Annotated in this window: 17 protein-coding genes, 1 other RNA gene and 1 pseudogene; 13 read left to right on the forward strand and 6 right to left on the reverse strand. The window is 61.9% G+C overall.

Annotated features, from left to right (window positions below):
- A pseudogene (locus AC1D3C_RS09495) lies at positions 1-422 on the reverse strand (sensor histidine kinase); the annotation flags it as partial.
- Positions 409-1,086 (reverse strand): winged helix-turn-helix domain-containing protein, encoded by a 678-nt coding sequence (locus AC1D3C_RS09500; protein ID WP_038543453.1) that lies wholly within the window; start codon positions 1,084-1,086, stop codon positions 409-411. The gene AC1D3C_RS09500 and the pseudogene AC1D3C_RS09495, both read right to left, overlap by 14 nt.
- Before the next feature lie 225 nt (positions 1,087-1,311).
- Between AC1D3C_RS09500 and AC1D3C_RS09505 the strand changes: the two genes are divergently transcribed.
- The 12 genes from AC1D3C_RS09505 (at position 1,312) to AC1D3C_RS09560 (ending at position 8,229) form a co-directional block, all read left to right on the forward strand.
- Positions 1,312-1,584 carry a hypothetical protein gene (locus AC1D3C_RS09505; protein ID WP_477482698.1) on the forward strand — a complete coding sequence of 91 codons (273 nt, stop codon included), beginning with the start codon at positions 1,312-1,314 and terminating at the stop codon, positions 1,582-1,584.
- 140 nt (positions 1,585-1,724) lie between these two features.
- Entirely contained in the window at positions 1,725-1,973 is a 249-nt protein-coding gene (locus tag AC1D3C_RS09510; RefSeq protein WP_247135585.1) for a hypothetical protein, read from the forward strand.
- A gap of 161 nt (positions 1,974-2,134) precedes the next feature.
- Positions 2,135-2,521 carry a hypothetical protein gene (locus tag AC1D3C_RS09515; RefSeq protein ID WP_247034169.1) on the forward strand — a complete coding sequence of 129 codons (387 nt, stop codon included), beginning with the start codon at positions 2,135-2,137 and terminating at the stop codon, positions 2,519-2,521.
- An 88-nt stretch (positions 2,522-2,609) separates the two neighbouring features.
- Positions 2,610-2,828 (forward strand): hypothetical protein, encoded by a 219-nt coding sequence (locus AC1D3C_RS09520; protein ID WP_477482699.1) that lies wholly within the window; start codon positions 2,610-2,612, stop codon positions 2,826-2,828.
- Between the two features lie 5 nt (positions 2,829-2,833).
- Positions 2,834-4,294: a TolC family protein gene (locus tag AC1D3C_RS09525; protein ID WP_477482700.1), complete on the forward strand. Its 1,461-nt coding sequence runs from the start codon at positions 2,834-2,836 to the stop codon at positions 4,292-4,294.
- A gap of 14 nt (positions 4,295-4,308) precedes the next feature.
- Positions 4,309-5,667 carry a multicopper oxidase family protein gene (locus AC1D3C_RS09530; RefSeq protein WP_477482701.1) on the forward strand — a complete coding sequence of 453 codons (1,359 nt, stop codon included), beginning with the start codon at positions 4,309-4,311 and terminating at the stop codon, positions 5,665-5,667.
- A 31-nt stretch (positions 5,668-5,698) separates the two neighbouring features.
- On the forward strand, positions 5,699-6,175 hold the full coding sequence (locus AC1D3C_RS09535; protein ID WP_477482702.1) for a cupredoxin domain-containing protein: 477 nt from the start codon (positions 5,699-5,701) through the stop codon (positions 6,173-6,175).
- 21 nt (positions 6,176-6,196) lie between these two features.
- Positions 6,197-6,481, forward strand: coding sequence for a copper-binding protein (locus AC1D3C_RS09540; protein WP_038543460.1), 285 nt, complete (start codon positions 6,197-6,199; stop codon positions 6,479-6,481).
- A 200-nt stretch (positions 6,482-6,681) separates the two neighbouring features.
- Positions 6,682-7,062: a transfer-messenger RNA gene (gene ssrA / locus AC1D3C_RS09545) on the forward strand.
- 120 nt (positions 7,063-7,182) lie between these two features.
- Positions 7,183-7,689, forward strand: coding sequence for an SspB family protein (locus AC1D3C_RS09550; protein ID WP_038543462.1), 507 nt, complete (start codon positions 7,183-7,185; stop codon positions 7,687-7,689).
- Between the two features lie 21 nt (positions 7,690-7,710).
- Complete coding sequence (locus AC1D3C_RS09555; protein WP_038543464.1) at positions 7,711-7,905, forward strand: DUF4169 family protein; 195 nt, start codon at positions 7,711-7,713, stop codon at positions 7,903-7,905.
- Positions 7,906-8,019: 114 nt separating this feature from the next.
- Positions 8,020-8,229 carry a ribbon-helix-helix domain-containing protein gene (locus AC1D3C_RS09560; protein ID WP_247034177.1) on the forward strand — a complete coding sequence of 70 codons (210 nt, stop codon included), beginning with the start codon at positions 8,020-8,022 and terminating at the stop codon, positions 8,227-8,229.
- A gap of 24 nt (positions 8,230-8,253) precedes the next feature.
- Here AC1D3C_RS09560 and AC1D3C_RS09565 read toward each other — a convergent pair whose 3' ends face one another.
- The 3 genes from AC1D3C_RS09565 to AC1D3C_RS09575 form a co-directional block, all read right to left on the reverse strand.
- Positions 8,254-11,961, reverse strand: a complete 3,708-nt coding sequence (locus tag AC1D3C_RS09565) for an AsmA family protein (RefSeq protein ID WP_477482703.1) — start codon at positions 11,959-11,961, stop codon at positions 8,254-8,256.
- Between the two features lie 75 nt (positions 11,962-12,036).
- A complete protein-coding gene (locus tag AC1D3C_RS09570) occupies positions 12,037-13,452 on the reverse strand; it encodes an FAD-binding oxidoreductase (RefSeq protein WP_477482704.1) in 1,416 nt (471 codons plus the stop codon).
- Between the two features lie 752 nt (positions 13,453-14,204).
- Entirely contained in the window at positions 14,205-14,408 is a 204-nt protein-coding gene (locus AC1D3C_RS09575) for a hypothetical protein (protein WP_038543470.1), read from the reverse strand.
- A gap of 323 nt (positions 14,409-14,731) precedes the next feature.
- Between AC1D3C_RS09575 and AC1D3C_RS09580 the strand changes: the two genes are divergently transcribed.
- Positions 14,732-15,568: an NAD(P)-dependent oxidoreductase gene (locus AC1D3C_RS09580; protein WP_477482705.1), complete on the forward strand. Its 837-nt coding sequence runs from the start codon at positions 14,732-14,734 to the stop codon at positions 15,566-15,568.
- A gap of 111 nt (positions 15,569-15,679) precedes the next feature.
- On the opposite strand, the gene AC1D3C_RS09585 is transcribed toward AC1D3C_RS09580, so the two are convergent.
- Positions 15,680-18,877 carry an efflux RND transporter permease subunit gene (locus AC1D3C_RS09585; RefSeq protein WP_477483003.1) on the reverse strand — a complete coding sequence of 1,066 codons (3,198 nt, stop codon included), beginning with the start codon at positions 18,875-18,877 and terminating at the stop codon, positions 15,680-15,682.
- Position 18,878: the final 1 nt, after the last annotated feature.

Genomic DNA, 18,878 nt, shown 5'->3' on the forward strand with positions numbered 1-18,878 from the left:
CGGTCAGGTCCGGTCAGGTCGTTCCCGTCGAGCTGGCCCCTGAACAGTTTGTAGTTGGCATCGCTTTGATGCTGATCTTTCGGCCTCAGGGTGGAGAAGCCTTTCGCAACGCCTTTCAGTTCAGCGTTTCCAGCAATCAGCGCTCCGGATGAATTCCGGAGGGTGTAGATCGTCTCTTCGCCTCGGATCGCCGGACCATGGCTGTTGATCATGCTGATTGCGCCCGGGAGACCGCGAGCCTCGTAGGCTGAACCGATTTCCCTGTATCGCTCCATAACGTTTGCGTTGAGCCGGTCGTCGAGAAAGTTCAGCACCATCTGGTAGGCGATGACGTTGGCTGCGAGGTAGGAGACGACAAACAGCGATATGTAGAGGAAGGCAAGCCGGACAGCCGTGCTCTTGAAGAAGCTACCGCCGCGCATGCAGGCTGTAGCCGGTGTTGCGGACGGTGTGCAGGAGCGGGAAATCGAACGGTTTGTCGATCTTCGACCGCAACCGGCTGATATGGGTTTCGACCACGGAGCTTTGTGGATCGAAATTGAAGTTCCAGATCCTCTCCAGAAGCATCGTTTTGGTGAGCACCCTTCCCTCGTTTCGCATCAGAAGCTCCAGCAGCGTGAATTCTCTCGGCAGCAGTTCAAGAAGCACTCCAGCTCGTTCGGCAGTTCGCTTGACCAGATCAAGTTCAAGATCCCCTACGCGCAACTTCGTCTTCTCCGCAGCCATTGGCGGACGTCTGAGCAACGCGTTGATCCTCGCCGTCAGCTCCGAGAAGGCGAAAGGTTTCACGAGATAATCATCGCCCCCGGCTTCGAGACCCTCGACGCGGTCATCGACACCGCTCATGGCCGTGAGGAAAAGAACCGGGGTTCGTACGGAGGCTGCACGAAGGCTCTTTACCAGCGTCAGTCCGTCCAGTGCTGGAACCATCCGGTCCACGATCATCACGTCATAGGAAGTGTCAAGTCCGGCGGTCAACCCATCCCTGCCATCGACAACCCAATCCACGACATGTCCAGCCGACGTAAAACCTTTGAGGATATAGCTGGCCGTCTTCTCGTCATCTTCTATGAGGAGGATTTTCATGAGGCTTCCGGTTTGTAGAGCAGTATTTTGGTCGGGCGCTCTGCTATGCTCCAAGCGGCACAATTCAGGTTTTGTTGCAGCAGGATCTCAGCCCCGCCTAACCCGTGATAGCCGCGGCGGCAAGCTGTTCCACCTTACAAATTTGTAAACTTGGCGAAAGGCGGCCGACAAAGCCGCGATCTAACGTCCTCACGCTGCACCACGCAGTCGAACGAGGAAAAGATCATGAATTCCAAGCTCCTAATCCTATCGGTTGCTTTCGCAGCCATTACAGTTCCCGCTCTGGCAAACGGCCCGTTGGCCTCCGGAGCGTCTCATGTGGATGCTATTGTTCTGGGGCACGGCAAACCCGGAGAAACCGCTGTTGCCAAGTCAAATAGCAACGTCACGTTCCGGGTCCTCGACAATGGCATCGTTGAGCGCACCAACAAGCGGTTCGGGACCGTTTCCGTAACCAATCCGCGTGCTGAGCTGCATAAATCCCGCGACAACCGCTGACCTCGGCACCGTCCGATTCGGCGCAGACGAGTTTTCAACTGCCGTCGATCGGCCATTCCCGGCTCAACATTCAAGACATCGGCAACTCGTCGACCATGGTCGCTAACTCCAGTGATCGGCAATTCTGAAGGAATATCACAATGATGAAAGCAGCTTCCGCTGCCACGCTTTTGGCCGCAATTTTCCTGAGCGCCGCCGCCCTGGCCCAGGAAGGTAATTACTACGAAGGGGCTGACCGCAACCCTCCGCTGGAAGCATCAGCAGCGCGGGACGCCAGCTACGGATATACCGGATCGATCAACAATCCGGCGCTTCGTAGCGGTTGGGACACGAGCCCGAAGACAACCAACAGCGGCGACTACTACGGTGGTTCGGACCGGCCCAATTAAAGCCACTGCAATTGGTGCCCGCTGAACTCAGATGCGGCGGGTCGCCCTTCGTGCCTTCGTTGCGTTGTTGCAATGCCACACGAACGACATGAAACAGTGGTTGAAAAAGGCGTCGATTGACAAGCTCGAAGGCACTGGCAATCCTCATAGGCATGAGTGGGATGTATCGAATCACATCTAAAGCGATGGCACTGATATTCAGGCTGGTGATGATCTCGTCACTGGCCGGGTACAGCTTTTCTGCTGTCAACGCCGCGATGCATCCTGAGAGTTCCGCCCAAATCTCGCAGATCCAGGATGATCATTCCTCTCGCCATGACGACGACGCTGTTGCGATGGCGGATGCAGATCATCACGGCGGCCAGCAAGATCACGGCAGCCCGGAGAAGTCCAAGAACTCCTGCTGCAAGGATTATTGCGGCGTTGCGGCCATCACATGCTCCGGCTCCTCGTTGAGCCATCCGCGCGTGGTTTCCATTCGCGAGTTCATTGACGACACGGACACCGTCGGTCAAAGGCCGAGCCTTCATCGTCCACCCAATATCTGAGAACTAGCACCCGCACTGCGGGTCTTGCTGTGCCTGTGCGCAAGTCGGCGCATCGGCGCAAGTGCGATCTTATTCTCGGATTTTCACCATGAAACGTTTGTTACTGGTGGTTGCCTTGCCGCTGTTTGCCAGCGGATGCGCATCCACATTGCCTGAAGTCGTTGCTTCAACAGACTACCCCGACAACCCGTCCGCCGTCAGGCCAGTCCGCTATCAAAGCTCCATTGGCAGCTACACCCATCGCATGCCCGTCGACCCGAAGCCCTGGCGCGGTCTCAACGACGCCCAGGCTCCGAAAAAAGGATGAGCGCGATGATTGCACGTCACATCAAGCTCGTGTCCGCCGTCGTGCTCCCTCTCGTCGCCGCTGGTTGCGTGACGACAGACTACTCGGCCAAAGACGCCGGATTCACGAACGCCTCGTCGAAAAGCAGCGAGGCAACCGGCAAACAGACCGTTTGGGTGCAAAACCGACAGCAGGCTGCGACAGTCCGCGACCGCGTGAAGGCGCTGATGGCCAGGAAGACCGTCGACGTCGAGACCGCCGTCCAGGTCGCTCTCCTGAACAACAAGGGCCTTCAGGCGTCTTACGCCGATTTGGGCGATAGTGCTGCGGATGCATGGCAGACGCAGCTTTCGGTCTTGCCGACCTTCTCCGTCGGCCTGACCGGTATAGGCACTCCCGGACTTGAGGCATATCGTGTTCTTGAAGGGGCTGTCGCGGCCAATATCCTGGCGCTGGCAACCTACGACAAGAACATCAAGCTGGCAGATACACGGTTCCGCCAGGCCCAGCTCAACGCAGCCATAGCCACGATTTCTCTGGCTGCCGAAACCCGTCGCGCCTGGATCAACGCCGTGGCGGCATGGGAGAATGTCGCCTACCTCAACCAGGCGAAGGCAGCCGCCGACGCTGCGTCCGAACTTGCCAAGAAGATCGGCGAAGCGGGATCGATGCCGAAGGGGGAACAAGCGCGGGAACACGTATTTTATGCGGAGCTGACCGGCGAGACCGCCAAGGCAAGGCTCGAAGCGAAGCTCGCCAAGGAAGAACTGATCAGGCTGATGGGCCTCTCCGGCTCCGACATCGACTTCCAGGTGCCCAACCGTCTTCCGACGCTGCCGAAGACACTGGTCAAACGCGACGACATCGAGGCTGAATCGATTCACAAACGCATGGACCTGCAGGTCGCGCGCCTGGAGCTTCAGGCAACCGCTCAGTCCTACAAGCTCGAAGACGTCACCCGCTTCGTCACCGACATCGAACTCGTCGGCACTTACGAAAAGGAACGCGAGCGCGACGAGGGCAAGATTCTTTCGGACGTCGCCAAGACGGCCTCGCTGGAGTTCACGATCCCGATCTTCGATTCCGGCCAGGCTCGCCTGCGAAAGGGTGAGCTCGCCTACATGCGGGCGGCCAATCAGCTGGCAGACCTTGCGGTCAATGCCCGCTCGCAAGCCCGCTCCGCTTACCTGGCCTACAAGTCGAACTACGACATCGCACGCCATTACCGAAACAACGTCCTGCCGCTGCGCAATGCAATCGAGCAGCAGTCCATGCTCACCTACAACGGCATGATCACCAGTACCTTCGAACTGATCGCCGACAGCCGCGACAAGATCGACTCCACCATCCTCGCCGTCAACGCCAGGCGCGACTTCTGGCTCGCCGAAGCAAGCCTTGCCCCCGTCGTCTATGGCGGCGGCACCGGTTCAGGCTCGACGGAAACCAAGGTCGCTTCGTCTGACGAGACCAAAAGCGGCGAAAACTGAGAAAGGAAACGAGAATGTTCAGTAGAAGACAATTGCTCGGGGCAGGTGCCGCCGGTGCCGCACTCGTCTCCTCCCAGGCCTGGGCCCAGACTTCGAACATGGGTCTGCCGGAGGCGGCCGTCATGGATTCCGCCGCAACCCAGGCGCCGGTTCGCCCATCCGTCGGTCCGGATTATAACCCGGTCGTGACCCTGAACGGATGGACCCTCCCCTTCCGGATGAACAACGGCGTCAAGGAGTTCCACCTGGTTGCGGAGCCGGTGGAACGCGAGATGGCCGAAGGCATGACGGCCTATCTCTGGGGTTACAACGGCCAGTCGCCGGGACCGACGATCGAGGCCGTCGAAGGTGATCGCGTTCGTATCTTCGTCACCAACAAGTTGCCGGAGCACACCACGGTCCACTGGCACGGCATGATCGTGCCGTCGGGGATGGACGGTGTGGGCGGTCTTTCGCAACCCCACATTCCCGTCAGCAAGACCTTCGTCTACGAGTTCGACCTCGTGAAGTCCGGCACCTTCATGTACCACCCGCATTCGGACGAGATGGTCCAGATGGCGATGGGCATGATGGGCTTCTTCGTCGTTCATCCCAAGGACCCGAAGTTCATGCCGGTGGACCGCGACTTCGTCTTCCTGCTCAGCGCGTACGACATCGATCCCGGCACCTATGTGCCGCGCGTCATGGAGATGACCGACTTCAATCTCTGGACCTGGAACAGCCGCATCTTCCCGGGCATCGATCCGCTGGTGGTCTCGAAGAACGACAAGGTCCGCGTCCGCGTCGGCAACCTGACGATGACCAACCATCCGATCCACATGCACGGCTACGACTTCGAGGTGACGTGCACGGACGGAGGCTGGGTCCGACCCGAGGCACGCTGGCCCGAGGTCAGCATCGATATTCCGGTGGGCGCCATGCGGGCCTACGAGTTCGATGCGAAATACGTCGGCGACTGGGCGATCCATTGCCACAAGTCGCACCACACGATGAACGCGATGGGACACGAAATCCCGACGTTCATCGGTGTCGACAAAAAGGAAGTCGCAAAGAAAATCCGACAGTTCCGTCCCGAATACGTCCCCATGGGCACCGCCGGCATGGCGGATATGGGCGAAATGTCGATGGAGATACCGGAGAACACCGTTCCCATGATGACTGGCTGGGGACCTCACGGCCCCATCGAGATGGGCGGCATGTTTTCGGTGGTGAAGGTCCGCGAAGGCATCTCGGCGGGCGATTTCACCGATCCGGGTTGGTACCAAAACCCACCCGGTACACAGGCCTGGGAGTGGACGGGAAACCTCCCCGACGCGCCCAAGGCCAAAGACGCAAAGACGCAGCCGCCTTCGAAACATTCGAGCCACGGCTGATCTAAACACTCCCAAGCAAAAGGACATGACCATGAAAACTGCAATCCTCGGCCTCCTCCTGGCCACACTCGCAACCCCGGTCCTCGCGTCGGGCAGTCATGCGGGCGGCCACGGCGAGATCGCCGCCGGCGAACCTGGAGACAAGTCGAAAGTCAGCCAGACGATCCGGATCAGCATGAAGGAGACGCCCGACGGCAAGATGATCTTCACCCCGAACGACTTCAAGGTCCGCAAAGGCCAGACCGTTCGCTTCACCATCAAGAACGAAGGCGAACTCGATCACGAATTCGTCCTCGACCAGGAAGCCAAGGTGATGGAGCACAAGGCGGTCATGGAGAAGTTCCCGGACATGGAACATGACGATCCGAACGCGATCCGCCTCAAGGCCGGCAGGTCCGGCGATATCGTCTGGAAGTTCACCAACGACGGCGTCTTCAAGATCGCCTGCCTCGTTCCCGGCCACTACGACGCCGGAATGCACGGCGACGTCACGGTCGCCGACAAGTAAGCAAGAAGGAAGCAAAAGCCTATGAAAACCGCTCTCAAATTTGCTGTCGTCGCGGCACTCACCCTTACATCCCCCGCCGGGGCGTTTGCTCAGGAGTTCACCAAGGGCACCGTCAAGAAGCTCGATAACGGAGCCAAGAAGGTCACGCTCATCCACGAGGAGCTGAAGGATCTCGGAATGCCCGCGATGACCATGGTCTTTCAGGTCGGCGACGACGCGTTGCTGACCAAGCTGAAGGAAGGCGCCAAGGTGCAGTTCGTCGCTGAACGCGTCAACGGCAAGCTGACGGTCACGCAGGTAAAGTGACCCCAAGGCCGCGCTTCCTTCTGGCAGCGCGGCCTTACCTTTCGGAAGGCCATCCGAAAACCACGGCGCCACAGTGGCGATCGATTGCGGGGTTCAATTCTGCTTGCATGACCGCAAACCGCCGCGAGGAGGTCAATTCCTCTGGGCCCGTGCGAAAATCATCGTGACGATCGGATTATCGGGGTCTTTCACGCCGGCCACCCCTTTTCACCGAGGGGCGAAGCGCCTATATGACGGTTGCCGGACTTCGGTCCGGCTATGGCAATAAACGGCCGGTGTAATAAACCTATTGGACCCGGGGGCGGTACCCGGCGCCTCCACCAAAAACCGGTCGGTCGCATGAAAAACCTTGCGGACCGGCTTTTGATGGGGGCGAAATAGGATCGACAAGGGCTTAAAGATCGAACTTTTGCTCGGCATGATACCACCGTTATCGGGTCAAAAAGTGTAGTTGCAAACGACAACAACGCTAAGGGTTATGCTCTCGCTGCCTAATGGCGGTGCGGGAAATCCGAACTAAGTCCTTAGAGGTAGCACTTTAAGGCGGGGTCCGAAGGCACCTGGCAACAGAAGCCTTCACCTTCGCTCCCCAGTCGAATACTATGGAACTGACTCGGATGCTCGTCGGGGCTTCCCCGCACCGGGCCGGCATGGCATAACGCGTCTGACTAAAAGACGAGAGAATGGAAAGACAGGACCGTATGGGGCAGGACCACATCCGTTACGATATTCTGGCGCAGGACGCTTTGCGCGGCGTCATCCGTAAGGTTTTGACCGAGGTTGCGGCCACCGGCCGTCTGCCGGGCGAGCATCATTTCTTCATCACCTTCCTGACCGGCGCCCCGGGCGTGCGCATCTCGCAGCACCTCAAGGCGAAATATGCCGAACAGATGACCATTGTCGTCCAGCATCAGTTCTGGGACCTCAAGGTCTCCGAAACCCAGTTCGAAGTGGGCCTTTCCTTCTCCGACACGCCGGAACGCCTGGTCGTTCCCTTCAATGCCATTCGCGGCTTCTACGATCCGTCGGTGAATTTCGAACTCGAATTCGAAGTACCGCTCGCCGACGAGGACGAAAACACCACCGCCGAAATCACGGCCATCCCTGTCGAAGCCGTTTCCAAGTCCACCGATACCGAAGCCAAGCCCGGCGAAGAGAAGAAGCCCGGCTCCGTCATCTCGCTCGATTCCTTCCGCAAGAAGCAGTAAGCGCCGGGAGGCGCGTCAGCCATGAGCGCCGAAATCGTCAACCTTCGCCAGTTCCGCAAAGCTAAGGAACGGCGCGAAAAGGAAAAGGAGGCGGAACAGAACCGCCTCACCTTCGGCCGTACCAAGGCCGAAAAGTCGCTGACCAAGGCACGCAACGACAAGGCGGAGAAGGGGCTCGAGCAGGGCCACCTGGAAAAGCCCGGTAAGGACGACTGAGTTTCCGTCCGGTGCATATTAAGGATCCGCTAACCAGGCTTGCGCCGATCGGCTTGACGCCGGAAGTACCACAGTCTGAATAAGCGAGCTTGTTCAGAAGGTCCGGAGAGTTTCGTGATCCGCAAACATTCCGCGACCCTTCACGGTCATCGCACCAGTTTTTCGCTCGAAGACGAATTCTGGCTCGAGCTGAAAGCGATCGCTTCCAAACGCGATATCAGCCTGGCGACCCTGATCGCCGAGATCGACGATCAAAGGGGTGCCGGCAGCAACCTCTCCTCGGCGTTGCGCGTCCACGTCCTCACCTGGCTCAAGTCCTCCTAAATAGACCCGAACGCGTTGCGGCAGCTATCGCTGCACCCCCGGCAGGCTCGGTATGTTGGGTGTGCCCGCGGACGGAAGGCTCGGGAAGTTCTGACGGATTGCGTCGTCGGTCGGCGGCACGATGAGCTGCGGCGGCTGGCTGATCTGGCGCTGACGCATTTCTTCCGCCGCTCGGGCCGCCGCCTCCACGCCCTGGCGCTGGCGTTCCGCTTCGGCTGCCTGCTGGCGGGCGCGCTCTTCAGCCGCCGCCTTTTCGCGGGCCGCCTGCCGCTCGATTGCCTGGAAATTATAAAGCGCCACCTCGCGGCGAAGGCGCTGCTTTTCCAGAACGCTCGCCTGCAGGGTTTCCACACGCCGCCGCTGCTGCTCGAAAGCGCGTTGCGACAGGAAATTGGCCATCGCCGCGATATCGATCCGTTCGGTCGGCGCAGCAATATCTCCCGAATAATCGAGCCGGATTGTCGGATCGCCGCCGGCCAGCGCCTCGTCGCCGGCATTGTAGGTGATCGCCAGGTTCGCGCTCAGGCGGTCGTCGAGCAGATCGAAGCGCCCCTCGCCCGACAGTTTTGTCGTGCCGACGGCGGCTGCAATATTCTGCGCCCGCGCTTCGCCCGCCGTGATCGTCACCGGAACGGTGACGTTGCCGATCGCCGCATTTCCCTGATGCAGCAGGCTGGAAACGATCGGCCGGACCCTCGCTTCCGTGATTTCTCCGCCGAGCTTGTCCACCCCGGCCATCAGGGGCTTCAGCGCATCGGGATTGATGCCGGCAATGGTCAGGCCCTTCAGCCGCAACTCGGCCGAACCGCTCGTGGCGCCAAGCAGCTCGGCCAGGGTCTTGCCGGTCGATTCGGCGGACATGTTGAAATCCAGCTTTCCGTTGGCAACCGGCTTTCCGCCTTTCGTCCAGACGAGCGGCGCAAGATCGGCGTTCTCAGCCGAAAGCCGGGCCTGCAGAAGTCCCGTTCCGTCACCGTTCGACATCAGCAGCCGGCCGGCGAGCCGGCCGCCCTGCCAGTTGCCGGCACCATTCTCGATGGTGATGCCGCCGCTGCGATGCGTCACGCGGGCCGAAAAATCGCCGATATTGCCGAACGCGCCCGTGTGAAACGTCCGCGCCTTGACGTCGAGAGCGACATCCGCGCCGTAAAAGACCGGCGGGGCGAAGGGTTTTGACGAAAACGCACCGCTCTTCGGATCGCTGACCGGCCCGTAGATCGCCTCGCCGAGCCAGGCGAGGTCGAGGTTGTCGAGGTTGAGCGAGCCTGTCGCCGGCATGCCCGGCGCCTTGCGGTCGACGGCGATATCGCCGCTGATCGCGTTGCCGTCCGCCGCGCCGGTGAGCGCCGCAATCTTGACCGTCTCCGGCGTCATGCTGACATCCGCATCGAGCGTGACCGGCAGACCGGTCCCGAATTGCGGCAGCGCGATACCGTTCATCAGCAGATAGGGTTCCAGATCGGCGCTCCGCAGCGTCACGTGACCGCTACCCTCCCCAAAACCGTCGCTGCCGATCCGCATGTCACCCTTGACGTCCAGCGAGGTCTTTGCGGTCGTGAACGACAGCGCGGTCTTTGCCGTGGCACCCGGCCCCTGATGTACGTTGAGCAGCAGTTCGCCGGTGCCGTCTCCTTCGAAAGGCAGGGGATCGAGACCCGCCTGGCCGAGAAGAACCATCGGGTCCGGATTGTCGAGCGAGGCGACGAGCGTCATGTCGGGGTCGCTGGTCAGGTCGAACAGACCGGGAAGCTTGAGGTCGGCATTGACCGCGCTGCCGTTCGTCTTGCCCTTGAGGACGATCTCCACCCCGTTCGAGCTCCCGCCGACGGTCAGGTTGGCGCCGAGATCGGTGTTGGCGAACCACGCACCGTTTGCGGCAAGCCGGGCCAGAGCCGGATGCGGAGGCAGCCGGTTGCGCAGCATGGTCAGGAAGGCCGTCGGATCGCCGGAACGAAACGAGAGGTTGCCAGTGCCCGAATAGGCAAGCAGCGAGCCTTCGATGCGGCCTCGTGCCGATATCGTCGCCCCTTCGATATTGCCGACCGTCAGGCGCTCCAGCGAAAGCGCTCCGCCAGCCACGGTGAAAGCGGTATCGACATTGTTGGCGGCAACCCCGAAGGCGGTAAAACGGTCGGCCTTCAGCGTCGCTGCGACGCGGTGGTCCAGCACATCCTGGCCCGCGTCGTCGCCGGTCAACAGCGAGGCAAGCGCCCGCATGGCGTCGATATCGATCTCGTTGCCGGCAAGGCTCATCGACAGGTTCGGCGTCTGCCCCTGGGTCGACTGCCGTTCCAGACGGCCCTTGAGCGTCGCAGGCCCGATCGCCAGTTCGAGATTGTCGAACCGTTGCAGGTCGGGTGTGAGATTGACCTTCGCCGAAAAGCCGGCTGACCGGAGTTGGCGCAGTTCGGGGGCCACCCGTCCGGAAAGCCAGTCGGAAAGGCCGGACGGCTGGCTGGAAGCGACCAGCATATCGCCGACGAAGGACGTCCGGTCGCGAAGCACGAGGCTGCCCTTCGCCTCCAGCTGCGTGCGGCCCGGCAGGGTCGCCACCACGTTGTCCACCGTCCAGCCACGGCCCGCCGGTCGTATGTCGAGCCTGATGTCGCGGATGGTCGTATCGTTGGCGACGATCGCCGGCAGCCTCAGGCTGGCGCGGCCGGGCACCTGCGGAATAGGAATAGACGCCGCCAGCCGGATGAAATTGTTGATGCGGCGCTGCGCCGAAGCGGCGGCATCGCGACCGGTCTTGGCCCGCGCGCCGTCGCCCAACCGGTTGACGTCAATCTGCTGGCCATCGGCCGTCAGCAGGAACTCAGGCTTGTTGCCGGTATCGAGCGTCGCCTCACCGGTCACTACGTAAGGATTGTCGCTTGCCCCGACTTCCAGGCGGTATTGCGGAATACGGATGCGCTCATTGGTGACCTCGAAACCGCCCTTCAGGCGCGGTCCGGGCGGTGGCGGCGTCACCGGTTCGGTCTCGTCCTCCTCCTGCAGGAAATCGAGTGTGAAGTTGCCGTTATAGGCAGGCCTGTTGTCGGCAACGGTAAGCTCGCCGTCGAGATTGATCTCGACAGGCTGCGCATCCGGCCAGAGCCTGAGACGCAGCGGCATACGCTTGCCCTCGGCATCCGCCGTGCCGCTCGCCAGGTTGAACCGGGTCTCGTAACCGTCGAGCGTCGCATTGCCTTCACCGCGCCAGGGGCCGCGCAGCGAACCTGCGGAAAAGTCGCCGGCAAAACCGGTGATCTGCCGTGACTGGCCGGACTGTTCGTCGATCAGGTCGATCTCGCCGCCGGTGACATGCACGTCCTCGATGACGACGGTATGGGCCGGGATCGCGGCGCGGCTGCCGCGCATCCAGTCGAGCGTGCCGTCCTTCAGCAGCCGGACCCGCGCCTTCGGCTGCTCGATGCGCATGTCGAAGATCCGCGCCTCGCCGGAGAGGAAGGGCGCAAGCTCCATATCCATCGAGAATTGCGCGATCTGCACCAAAGGCTGGCCATCCGTATCGGCCCCCACCCTTACGTCGTGCAGGGTGACTGAGGGAAACGGCAGTATACGCGCGTCAACATTGCCGTGGACGGTGACCTTCTTGCCGATGATGCGGCTTGCCTGTTCCTCGAAGCTTACCCGCAGGCTCGCCCAGTCGACGAACAACGGAGCGAGCAGCGCCGTGAACAGCGCCACCACCACCAATCCGCCGAATGCCAACAGGATGCGTCCGAGCACGGTATCCGTCTCCCTGATCTTGCTAAGAGACTAGTTCTATTGGGTTCGCAGGCAAGTCAAGCTTGCGGGAGCATCTCATTCGGCATTCCTGAAGATCTTGCCGGGATTGAAGATATTCTTGGGATCGAGCCCCTGTTTGATGGTCCGCATCAGCTGGACTGCACCGCCCAGTTCCTCTTCCAGGAACGACATCTTGCCCTGGCCGATGCCATGCTCGCCGGTGCAGGTTCCGTCCATCGCAAGTGCCCGGTGGTTGAGACGGCCGATGAACGCCTCGACCTTGTCGACCGAAGCCGGATCCTTACCGTCGAACAGCACCAGGACGTGGAAATTGCCGTCGCCCGCATGGCCGACGATGGGCGCCAGCAACCCCTGTTCCGCAATATCGGCCTGGGTTTCGGCTACGCATTCGGCAAGCCGCGAGATCGGCACGCAGACGTCGGTCGACAGGCCGTCGAGTTCCGGCGCCAGCGCCCGGCTCGCCCAGTAGGCATTGTGCCGCGCGTTCCACAGCTTTGCCCGCTCCTCGGCATTGGCGGTCCACAGGAAGTCGTCGCCGCTGCACTCGGTGGCGATCTCGGCAAACTGCGCCGACTGCAGCGCCACCGTTTCCTCGGTGCCGTGAAATTCCAGGAACAGCGTCGGCTTTTCCGGATAGGAGAGTTTCGAATAGGCATTGCAGGCCCGCATCTGCACGTCGTCCAGCAGTTCGATGCGGGCGACCGGAATGCCCATCTGGATGGTCATAATCACGGCGTCACAGGCGGCCTTGACGCTCGGAAAGGCGCAGACGCCGCCGCCGATCTTTTCCGGAATGCCCTGCAGCCTCAACGTCACCGAAGTGATGACGCCGAGCGTTCCTTCCGAGCCGACGAAGAGACGGGTCAGGTCGTAGCCGGCCGAGGATTTCCGGGCCCGCTGCGCGGTGCGGATTTCCTCGCCGTCTGCGGTGACGACGGTGAGCGACAGGACATTGTCCTTCATCGTGCCGTAGCGCACCGCATTGGTGCCGGAGGCGCGGGTGGCGGCCATGCCGCCGATCGAGGCATTGGCGCCGGGATCGATCGGGAAGAACAGGCCGGTGTCGCGAAGCTCACGGTTCAGTTCCTCGCGTGTGATGCCGGGCTCGACGGTTACGTCGAGATCGGCCGGGCTGACCCGAAGCACCTTGTTCATGCGGCTGAAATCGATCGAGATACCGCCCGACGGCGCATTCACCTGGCCTTCGAGCGAGGAACCGATACCGAAGGGCACGACCGGTACCCGATGTTCGGCACAGGCCCTGACAACTGCTTTGACGTCATCGGCGCTTTCGGCGAAGACGACGCCATCCGGAAGCTGGGCCGGCAGATAGGTCGTCGTATGGGCGTGCTGCTCGCGAAACGACTGGCCGGTCTGAAAACGCTCCCCGAAGGATTGCTTGAGGATGCCGAGGACCGTCGAGATGCCCTCTTCGTTGCGAAGGCCCGCCTTCACGTCCTTGATCGCCATGGCCATTCTCCTCCTTGTCTTTTCAAGGATTGGTTAGGCGACGGGTCGGGTTTTGTCCAGACGGAACAGCGGTGGGCCGATCGGGCGGAATCCGGCCTTGGCGATTTCGTTTTTTTGAGTCGGACGGGGCGCTGAAAGCTGCCTTGTAAGATAAGTAATAAGTGACACCTCTCAGCGCCCCGTTCGGCGGTTAATATCCGCGACTTCGGTCCCTCTGCGATGACGGGGTTTGTGGGAACGGTTGCGTGCCCCTCCGAAAGAGGGCGTCATGCACGCTCGCAGACCAGGATGCCGCAGGCCATGACTGCCGCCCGGCATCGTCTTCCACCTGCGCCGCACAATCCGGGTTTTTGAAAAAACCCTCAGACGCCGCACGGCGCGGCCCCCATCACCCTGTGTGCCTCACAGGCACGCCCGACGCACCATGACGGAAAACGAAACGAGAAGTCGGTCCGACAGCTTCTCATCCGTCCCGCGTCGCCGGAGGGAGACCATTTTCCGCGGACCCGAACGCCAAGGTTTTGCGTCTTGCCCTTGACGTCCGCGCCGGTCCCGCCTCGCCGGCACGCCTGCCGGTGTATCCGCGACGGAACGAGGGGATTTTAGGCACAGGTTGGGAGGGCGGGGATGAGAGAGGTGGAAAATTAAACTAAGTCGTTGAGCCGACAGGCGGGTGAAGCTTGGGACATCCCCGCGACGGCGCTGCCAACGAACTCGAAATAGGATGCCGGTCGCGAAACCCGATGCCGAACCTAGCCCGCTATGGCTACGCTCAGCCTCTGCTGTACCTGATCGACATTGCCGCGGACATAGACGGCCGTGGGCTTGCCGCCGGTGCTGGCGAGCGCAAGAGCGACGATGGTGACTTCCTCTTCGAAGGTCGTGACGTAAAGCACCTGGGCGGGATTGATGTATACGGACTGGTTATGGGTATTCTTGAAGCCGATCAGCGCCATACGTCTCTCCTTCTGCTGCGTGGCGGGATATGCCATGCCATGCACAAGGTTGCCGCAAGTTTAACAGGCCCGGCTCGTGACCGTTGTGACGATAAGAAGTCTCGAAACCGACCACCGCAGCGAGATGTCGACGATGAGCCTCCCGTGCCGGTAAGTCCTTGCGCCCCGGCAGGGTGAGTTTCCGGGTGCCGGGCGCGAATCGCGGGCAGGGCCTTCGCGTCACGGACAGGTCTTTTTGTCCCGGCGCAAAATAGTTCACCTGCAAGTCGTCGATCGATGCTCTAAATCAGGTTCTGMCTTTATCAAATTTCAGGAGATCAGCGATGGCGACAATTGCAATCATCGGCGCGGGCGCAATGGGGAGCGGGATCGGCCGGCAGTTGGCGGAGGGCGGCGCGAGCGTGCTGACCTATCTGGAAGGCCGCTCACCCGGGACCCACGAGCGGGCCAGGGCCGCCGGAATGGAACCCGCCTCGCTTGAAGACATTATCGGGGCGGAGATCGTTCTGTCGATCGTTCCGCCCGCCGAGGCGATCGGCGTTGCCGAACGTCTGTCCGCGGCGATCGGAGAGCGCCCAAGCCCGGTGACATTCATCGACTGCAACGCGATCTCGCCAAAGACGATGAATGCGGTCGCAGCCGCTTTCAGGCCCGGCCAGGCGAACGTCCTGGACGGCTCGATCATCGGCCTGCCGCCGCAGCCGGGAAAGGCCGGACCAAAACTCTATATCAGTGGCGACGGGGCGGACAAAAGCGCCGTTCTCGCCGCGCACGGGCTTCACGTCCGCCGGATCGAAGGGGCTGTCGGAGCGGCCTCGGCGCTGAAGATGTGTTATGCCGGCATCAACAAGGGCATGACCGGACTGGGCACCGCCATGCTTCTCGCTGCCATCGGATCGGGTGCCGACCAGAGTCTTAAGTGGGAGATGGCCGAAAGCGCGCCCGATCTCGACCGGAAACTCACAAGCGCCATTCCCGACATGTATGCAAAAGCCTATCGTTGGGTGGCGGAGATGGAGGAGATAGCCGCGTTCCTCGGCGAAGACGATCCGGCCTCGCAGATTTTCAGGGGAATGGCGGGATTGTTCCAGAAGATGGCCGAAGACCGCGCCGGTGACGGCGAGCTTGCCGGTCAGCTCAACGCCTTGCTGGGCCGGTAGATCGCAAAAAACCTCGACATTATCTCTTCTGTCCCCGGATCAGGTCCGAGGACAGGAAGGATGGGAGGAAACGAAGTACCCGCGCTCTCGAACGGATCGTCACTCGGCCCGTTACTCGGCAGCGAGCAGCCGTTCCTTGCCGTCCTCTTCCTCGTTGTCCTGCTTTTCCGTGCGACGCGTGGCATGCGCCAGTTCCTGATGGAACCGTGCTTCCTCGTGCACATGCGGCTTGGCGAAGCCTGCGATCAGAAGATAGGCAACCGGGGTGATGAACAGCGTCACGATGACCGCAAAGCCGAGGCCGCCGACGATCACCCAGCCAAGAGCGATACGGGCTTCCGCGCCGGCGCCTTGAGCCAGCAGCAGCGGTACGCCGCCGATGACGGTGGCGATCATCGTCATCATCACCGGGCGCAGGCGAAGGGCGCAGGCGGTTTCGATCGCCTCGCGCACGCTTGACCCGCGGTCGCGGAGCTGGTTGGCGAACTCGACGATCAGGATGCCGTTCTTCGCCATGACGCCGACGAGCAGCACGAGGCCGATCTGGCTGTAGACGTTGAGGCTCGATCCCGTCAGCACCAGTGCGATCGCGGCGCAGGCAAGCCCGAGCGGCACGGTCGACATGATGATGATCGACGACAAGACGCTTTCGAACTGCGCCGCCAGAACCAGGAAGATGATTGCGATCGCAAAACCGAAGGTCATCAGCATGGCGTTGGAGTTTTCGCCAAGCGTCTTGGCCTCCGCCATCGGCACCAGGCGGACACCGGCCGGCAGCAGCGGCTGGGCGATCGCCGTGACTTCCTTGACCGCATCGCCGAGCGCCACGCCGTCGCGCAGGTTCGACGAGATGGAGACCGACGCGAGCTGCTGTTCGCGGTTGAGCTGCGGCGCAACCGCGCCTTCCTTCAGGGTCGCGATCGTCGACATCGGCACGATCTTGCCGTCGCCGGTCTTCAGGAAGATGTTTTCAAGATCGGTCGGATCGTCGATCGGCCTCGTGGTCGAGGTGAGCTTGACGGGCAGCGCATCGCCGTTGACGAAGACGTCGACGACGGAACGGCCCTCGAGCAGCGACTGCATGGCAGTCGACAGGCCGGTAATGTCGATGCCGAGGTCGGAGGCCCGCTCGCGGTCGATCGCCACCGAAAGCTGCGCCTGGGTCGGCTCGTTGGTGAGGCGCGGCGTATCGAAGAACCGGCCGCCTTCGCTTTCCATATGCGAGACGAGTTTCAGGGCGGTCGAGGTCAGGAGGTCGTAGTCGTTGCCGACCAGCGCCATCTGCAGCCCGTTGCCGGCGCCCCGGATCTTCAGGCTGTTCGCCTGCATGGTGAAGCCGCGCAGCGCCGGAACCCTGAGCGCTGCAGCGTTGACGTCGGCAGCGATCTGGTCCTGGCTGCGGGTGCGCTCGTCCCAGGGCGCCAGCGTCAGGACCATGAAGCCGCTATTGGTGTTGCTGCCGAATCCCGAGATCGAGAACACATTGGTGATCTCGCCGGAATCGCGCAGCGACTTCAGGTTCTCCTCGACACGCTGCATCTGATCGCGCGTATAATCGAGGCTGACGCCCTGCGGCGTCGTCAGGCGCAGCATGATCGTGGCGCGGTCTTCCCGCGGCGTCAGCTCGCTCTTGACGAGGCCGAAGACGTTGTAGGCGGCGACCGAGAAGACCACCGAGACGACGATGACGACAAGCGGCGCGTTGAGGCAAAACCGCAGCGAGGACGCATAGACGCTGGCAAACGCGTTGCCGAAGGCGCCGAGCAGGCCGTGGTCTTCCTTCATCGGCTTGGTCAGCATGCGCGACGCAAGCATTGGGCAGAGCGTCAGGGCGGTCACCGACGACAGCGCCACCGAAAAGGCGAGAACGAAGCCGAATTCCTTGAACAGGCCGCCGATCTGGCCGGGCAGGAAGGACAGCGGAATGAAGACGGCCGCGAGCGTCGCGGTCGTCGCGATGACGGCGAAAAACACTTCCTGGGTGCCGAGCACGGCGGCGGCGCGCGGTCCCATGCCTTCCGCCCGTCGTCGGACGATGTTTTCGAGCACGACGATCGCGTCGTCGACCACCAGACCGGTCGCCAGGACGATGGCGAGCAGCGTCAGGATGTTGATCGAGAAGCCGACGAGATAGATCGCCACCAGCGTGCCGATCAGCGCCACGGGCATGGTGATCGCCGGGATCAGCGTGGCGCGCCAGTCGCGCAGGAACAGGAAGATGACCACGACGACGACCGCCGCCGAGAGCATCAATGCGGTCTCGACTTCGTGCAGCGCGCCCTGGATGAAGATCGCGTCGTCGCCGGTAACCGCGATGCGGGTGCCTTCCGGCAAGGTCTTCTGCATCTCCGCGACGGCGGCCTTGACGCCTTCGGAAATGTTAAGCGTGTTGGATTGCGCCTGGCGGATGATGCCGAGGCCGACGCCCTGCACGCCGTTGGCGCGCAACACGGTCGTGCCGTCGTCCGGGCCGAGCGCCACGGTCGCCACATCGCGGATGCGGACGTTCGGCCCGATCAGGACGTTTTCGAAATCCTGCGGCTTGGTGAGGCKGGCGGTGGCGCGAACGACGATGTCCTGCGTCGTGCTCTTCAGCGAACCGGCCGGAACGTCGAGAGCGGCGCTCGACAGCGCCTTGGAAACGTCGGCAACGGTCAAGCCGCGACCGGCCAACGCAGCCTGGTTGATGTCGACGCGGAATACCTTGTCCTGGTCGCCGTAAAGTTCGACGTCCGCCACACCTTCCACGGCGGCGAGGCGGTCGACGACCGCGTTTTTGACCAGCTGGGTCAGGTTTTCCATCGACATCTTCGAGGATGTCACCGCCAGGCGCATGATGGCGTCGGAATCGGCGTCAGCCTTGACGATGCGGGGCTCGTCGGCATCTTCCGGCAATTTGTTGATGACCCGGCCGACGGCATCGCGCACGTCGTTGGCGGCTTCCGACAGGTTGATGCTATCGGAAAATTCCATCGTCACGCGGCTGGAGCCGAACTGCGACTGCGATGACAGCGCCTTCAGGCCGGACACGCGGGCGACCGCGCCTTCGATGACCTGGGTGACTTCCTGGTCCATCGTCTGCGGCGAGGCGCCGTCGTAATTGGTGCGTACCGTGATGACCGGCTGGTCGACGTCGGGAAGTTCACGCACTTCGACGCCGGCAAGCGCCGCAAGACCCGCGACGACGAGCAGGGTGTTCAGGACGGCGGCAAGAACGGGCCGGCGGACGAAGAGAGCGGTGAAGCTCTGGCTGGATTTCTCCGCATCGCCCTTCCCCTCGTCGTCGTGGCCATGCCCCGGAAGCTCCATC

It is taken from the genome of Neorhizobium sp. P1_A6 (assembly GCF_056406795.1).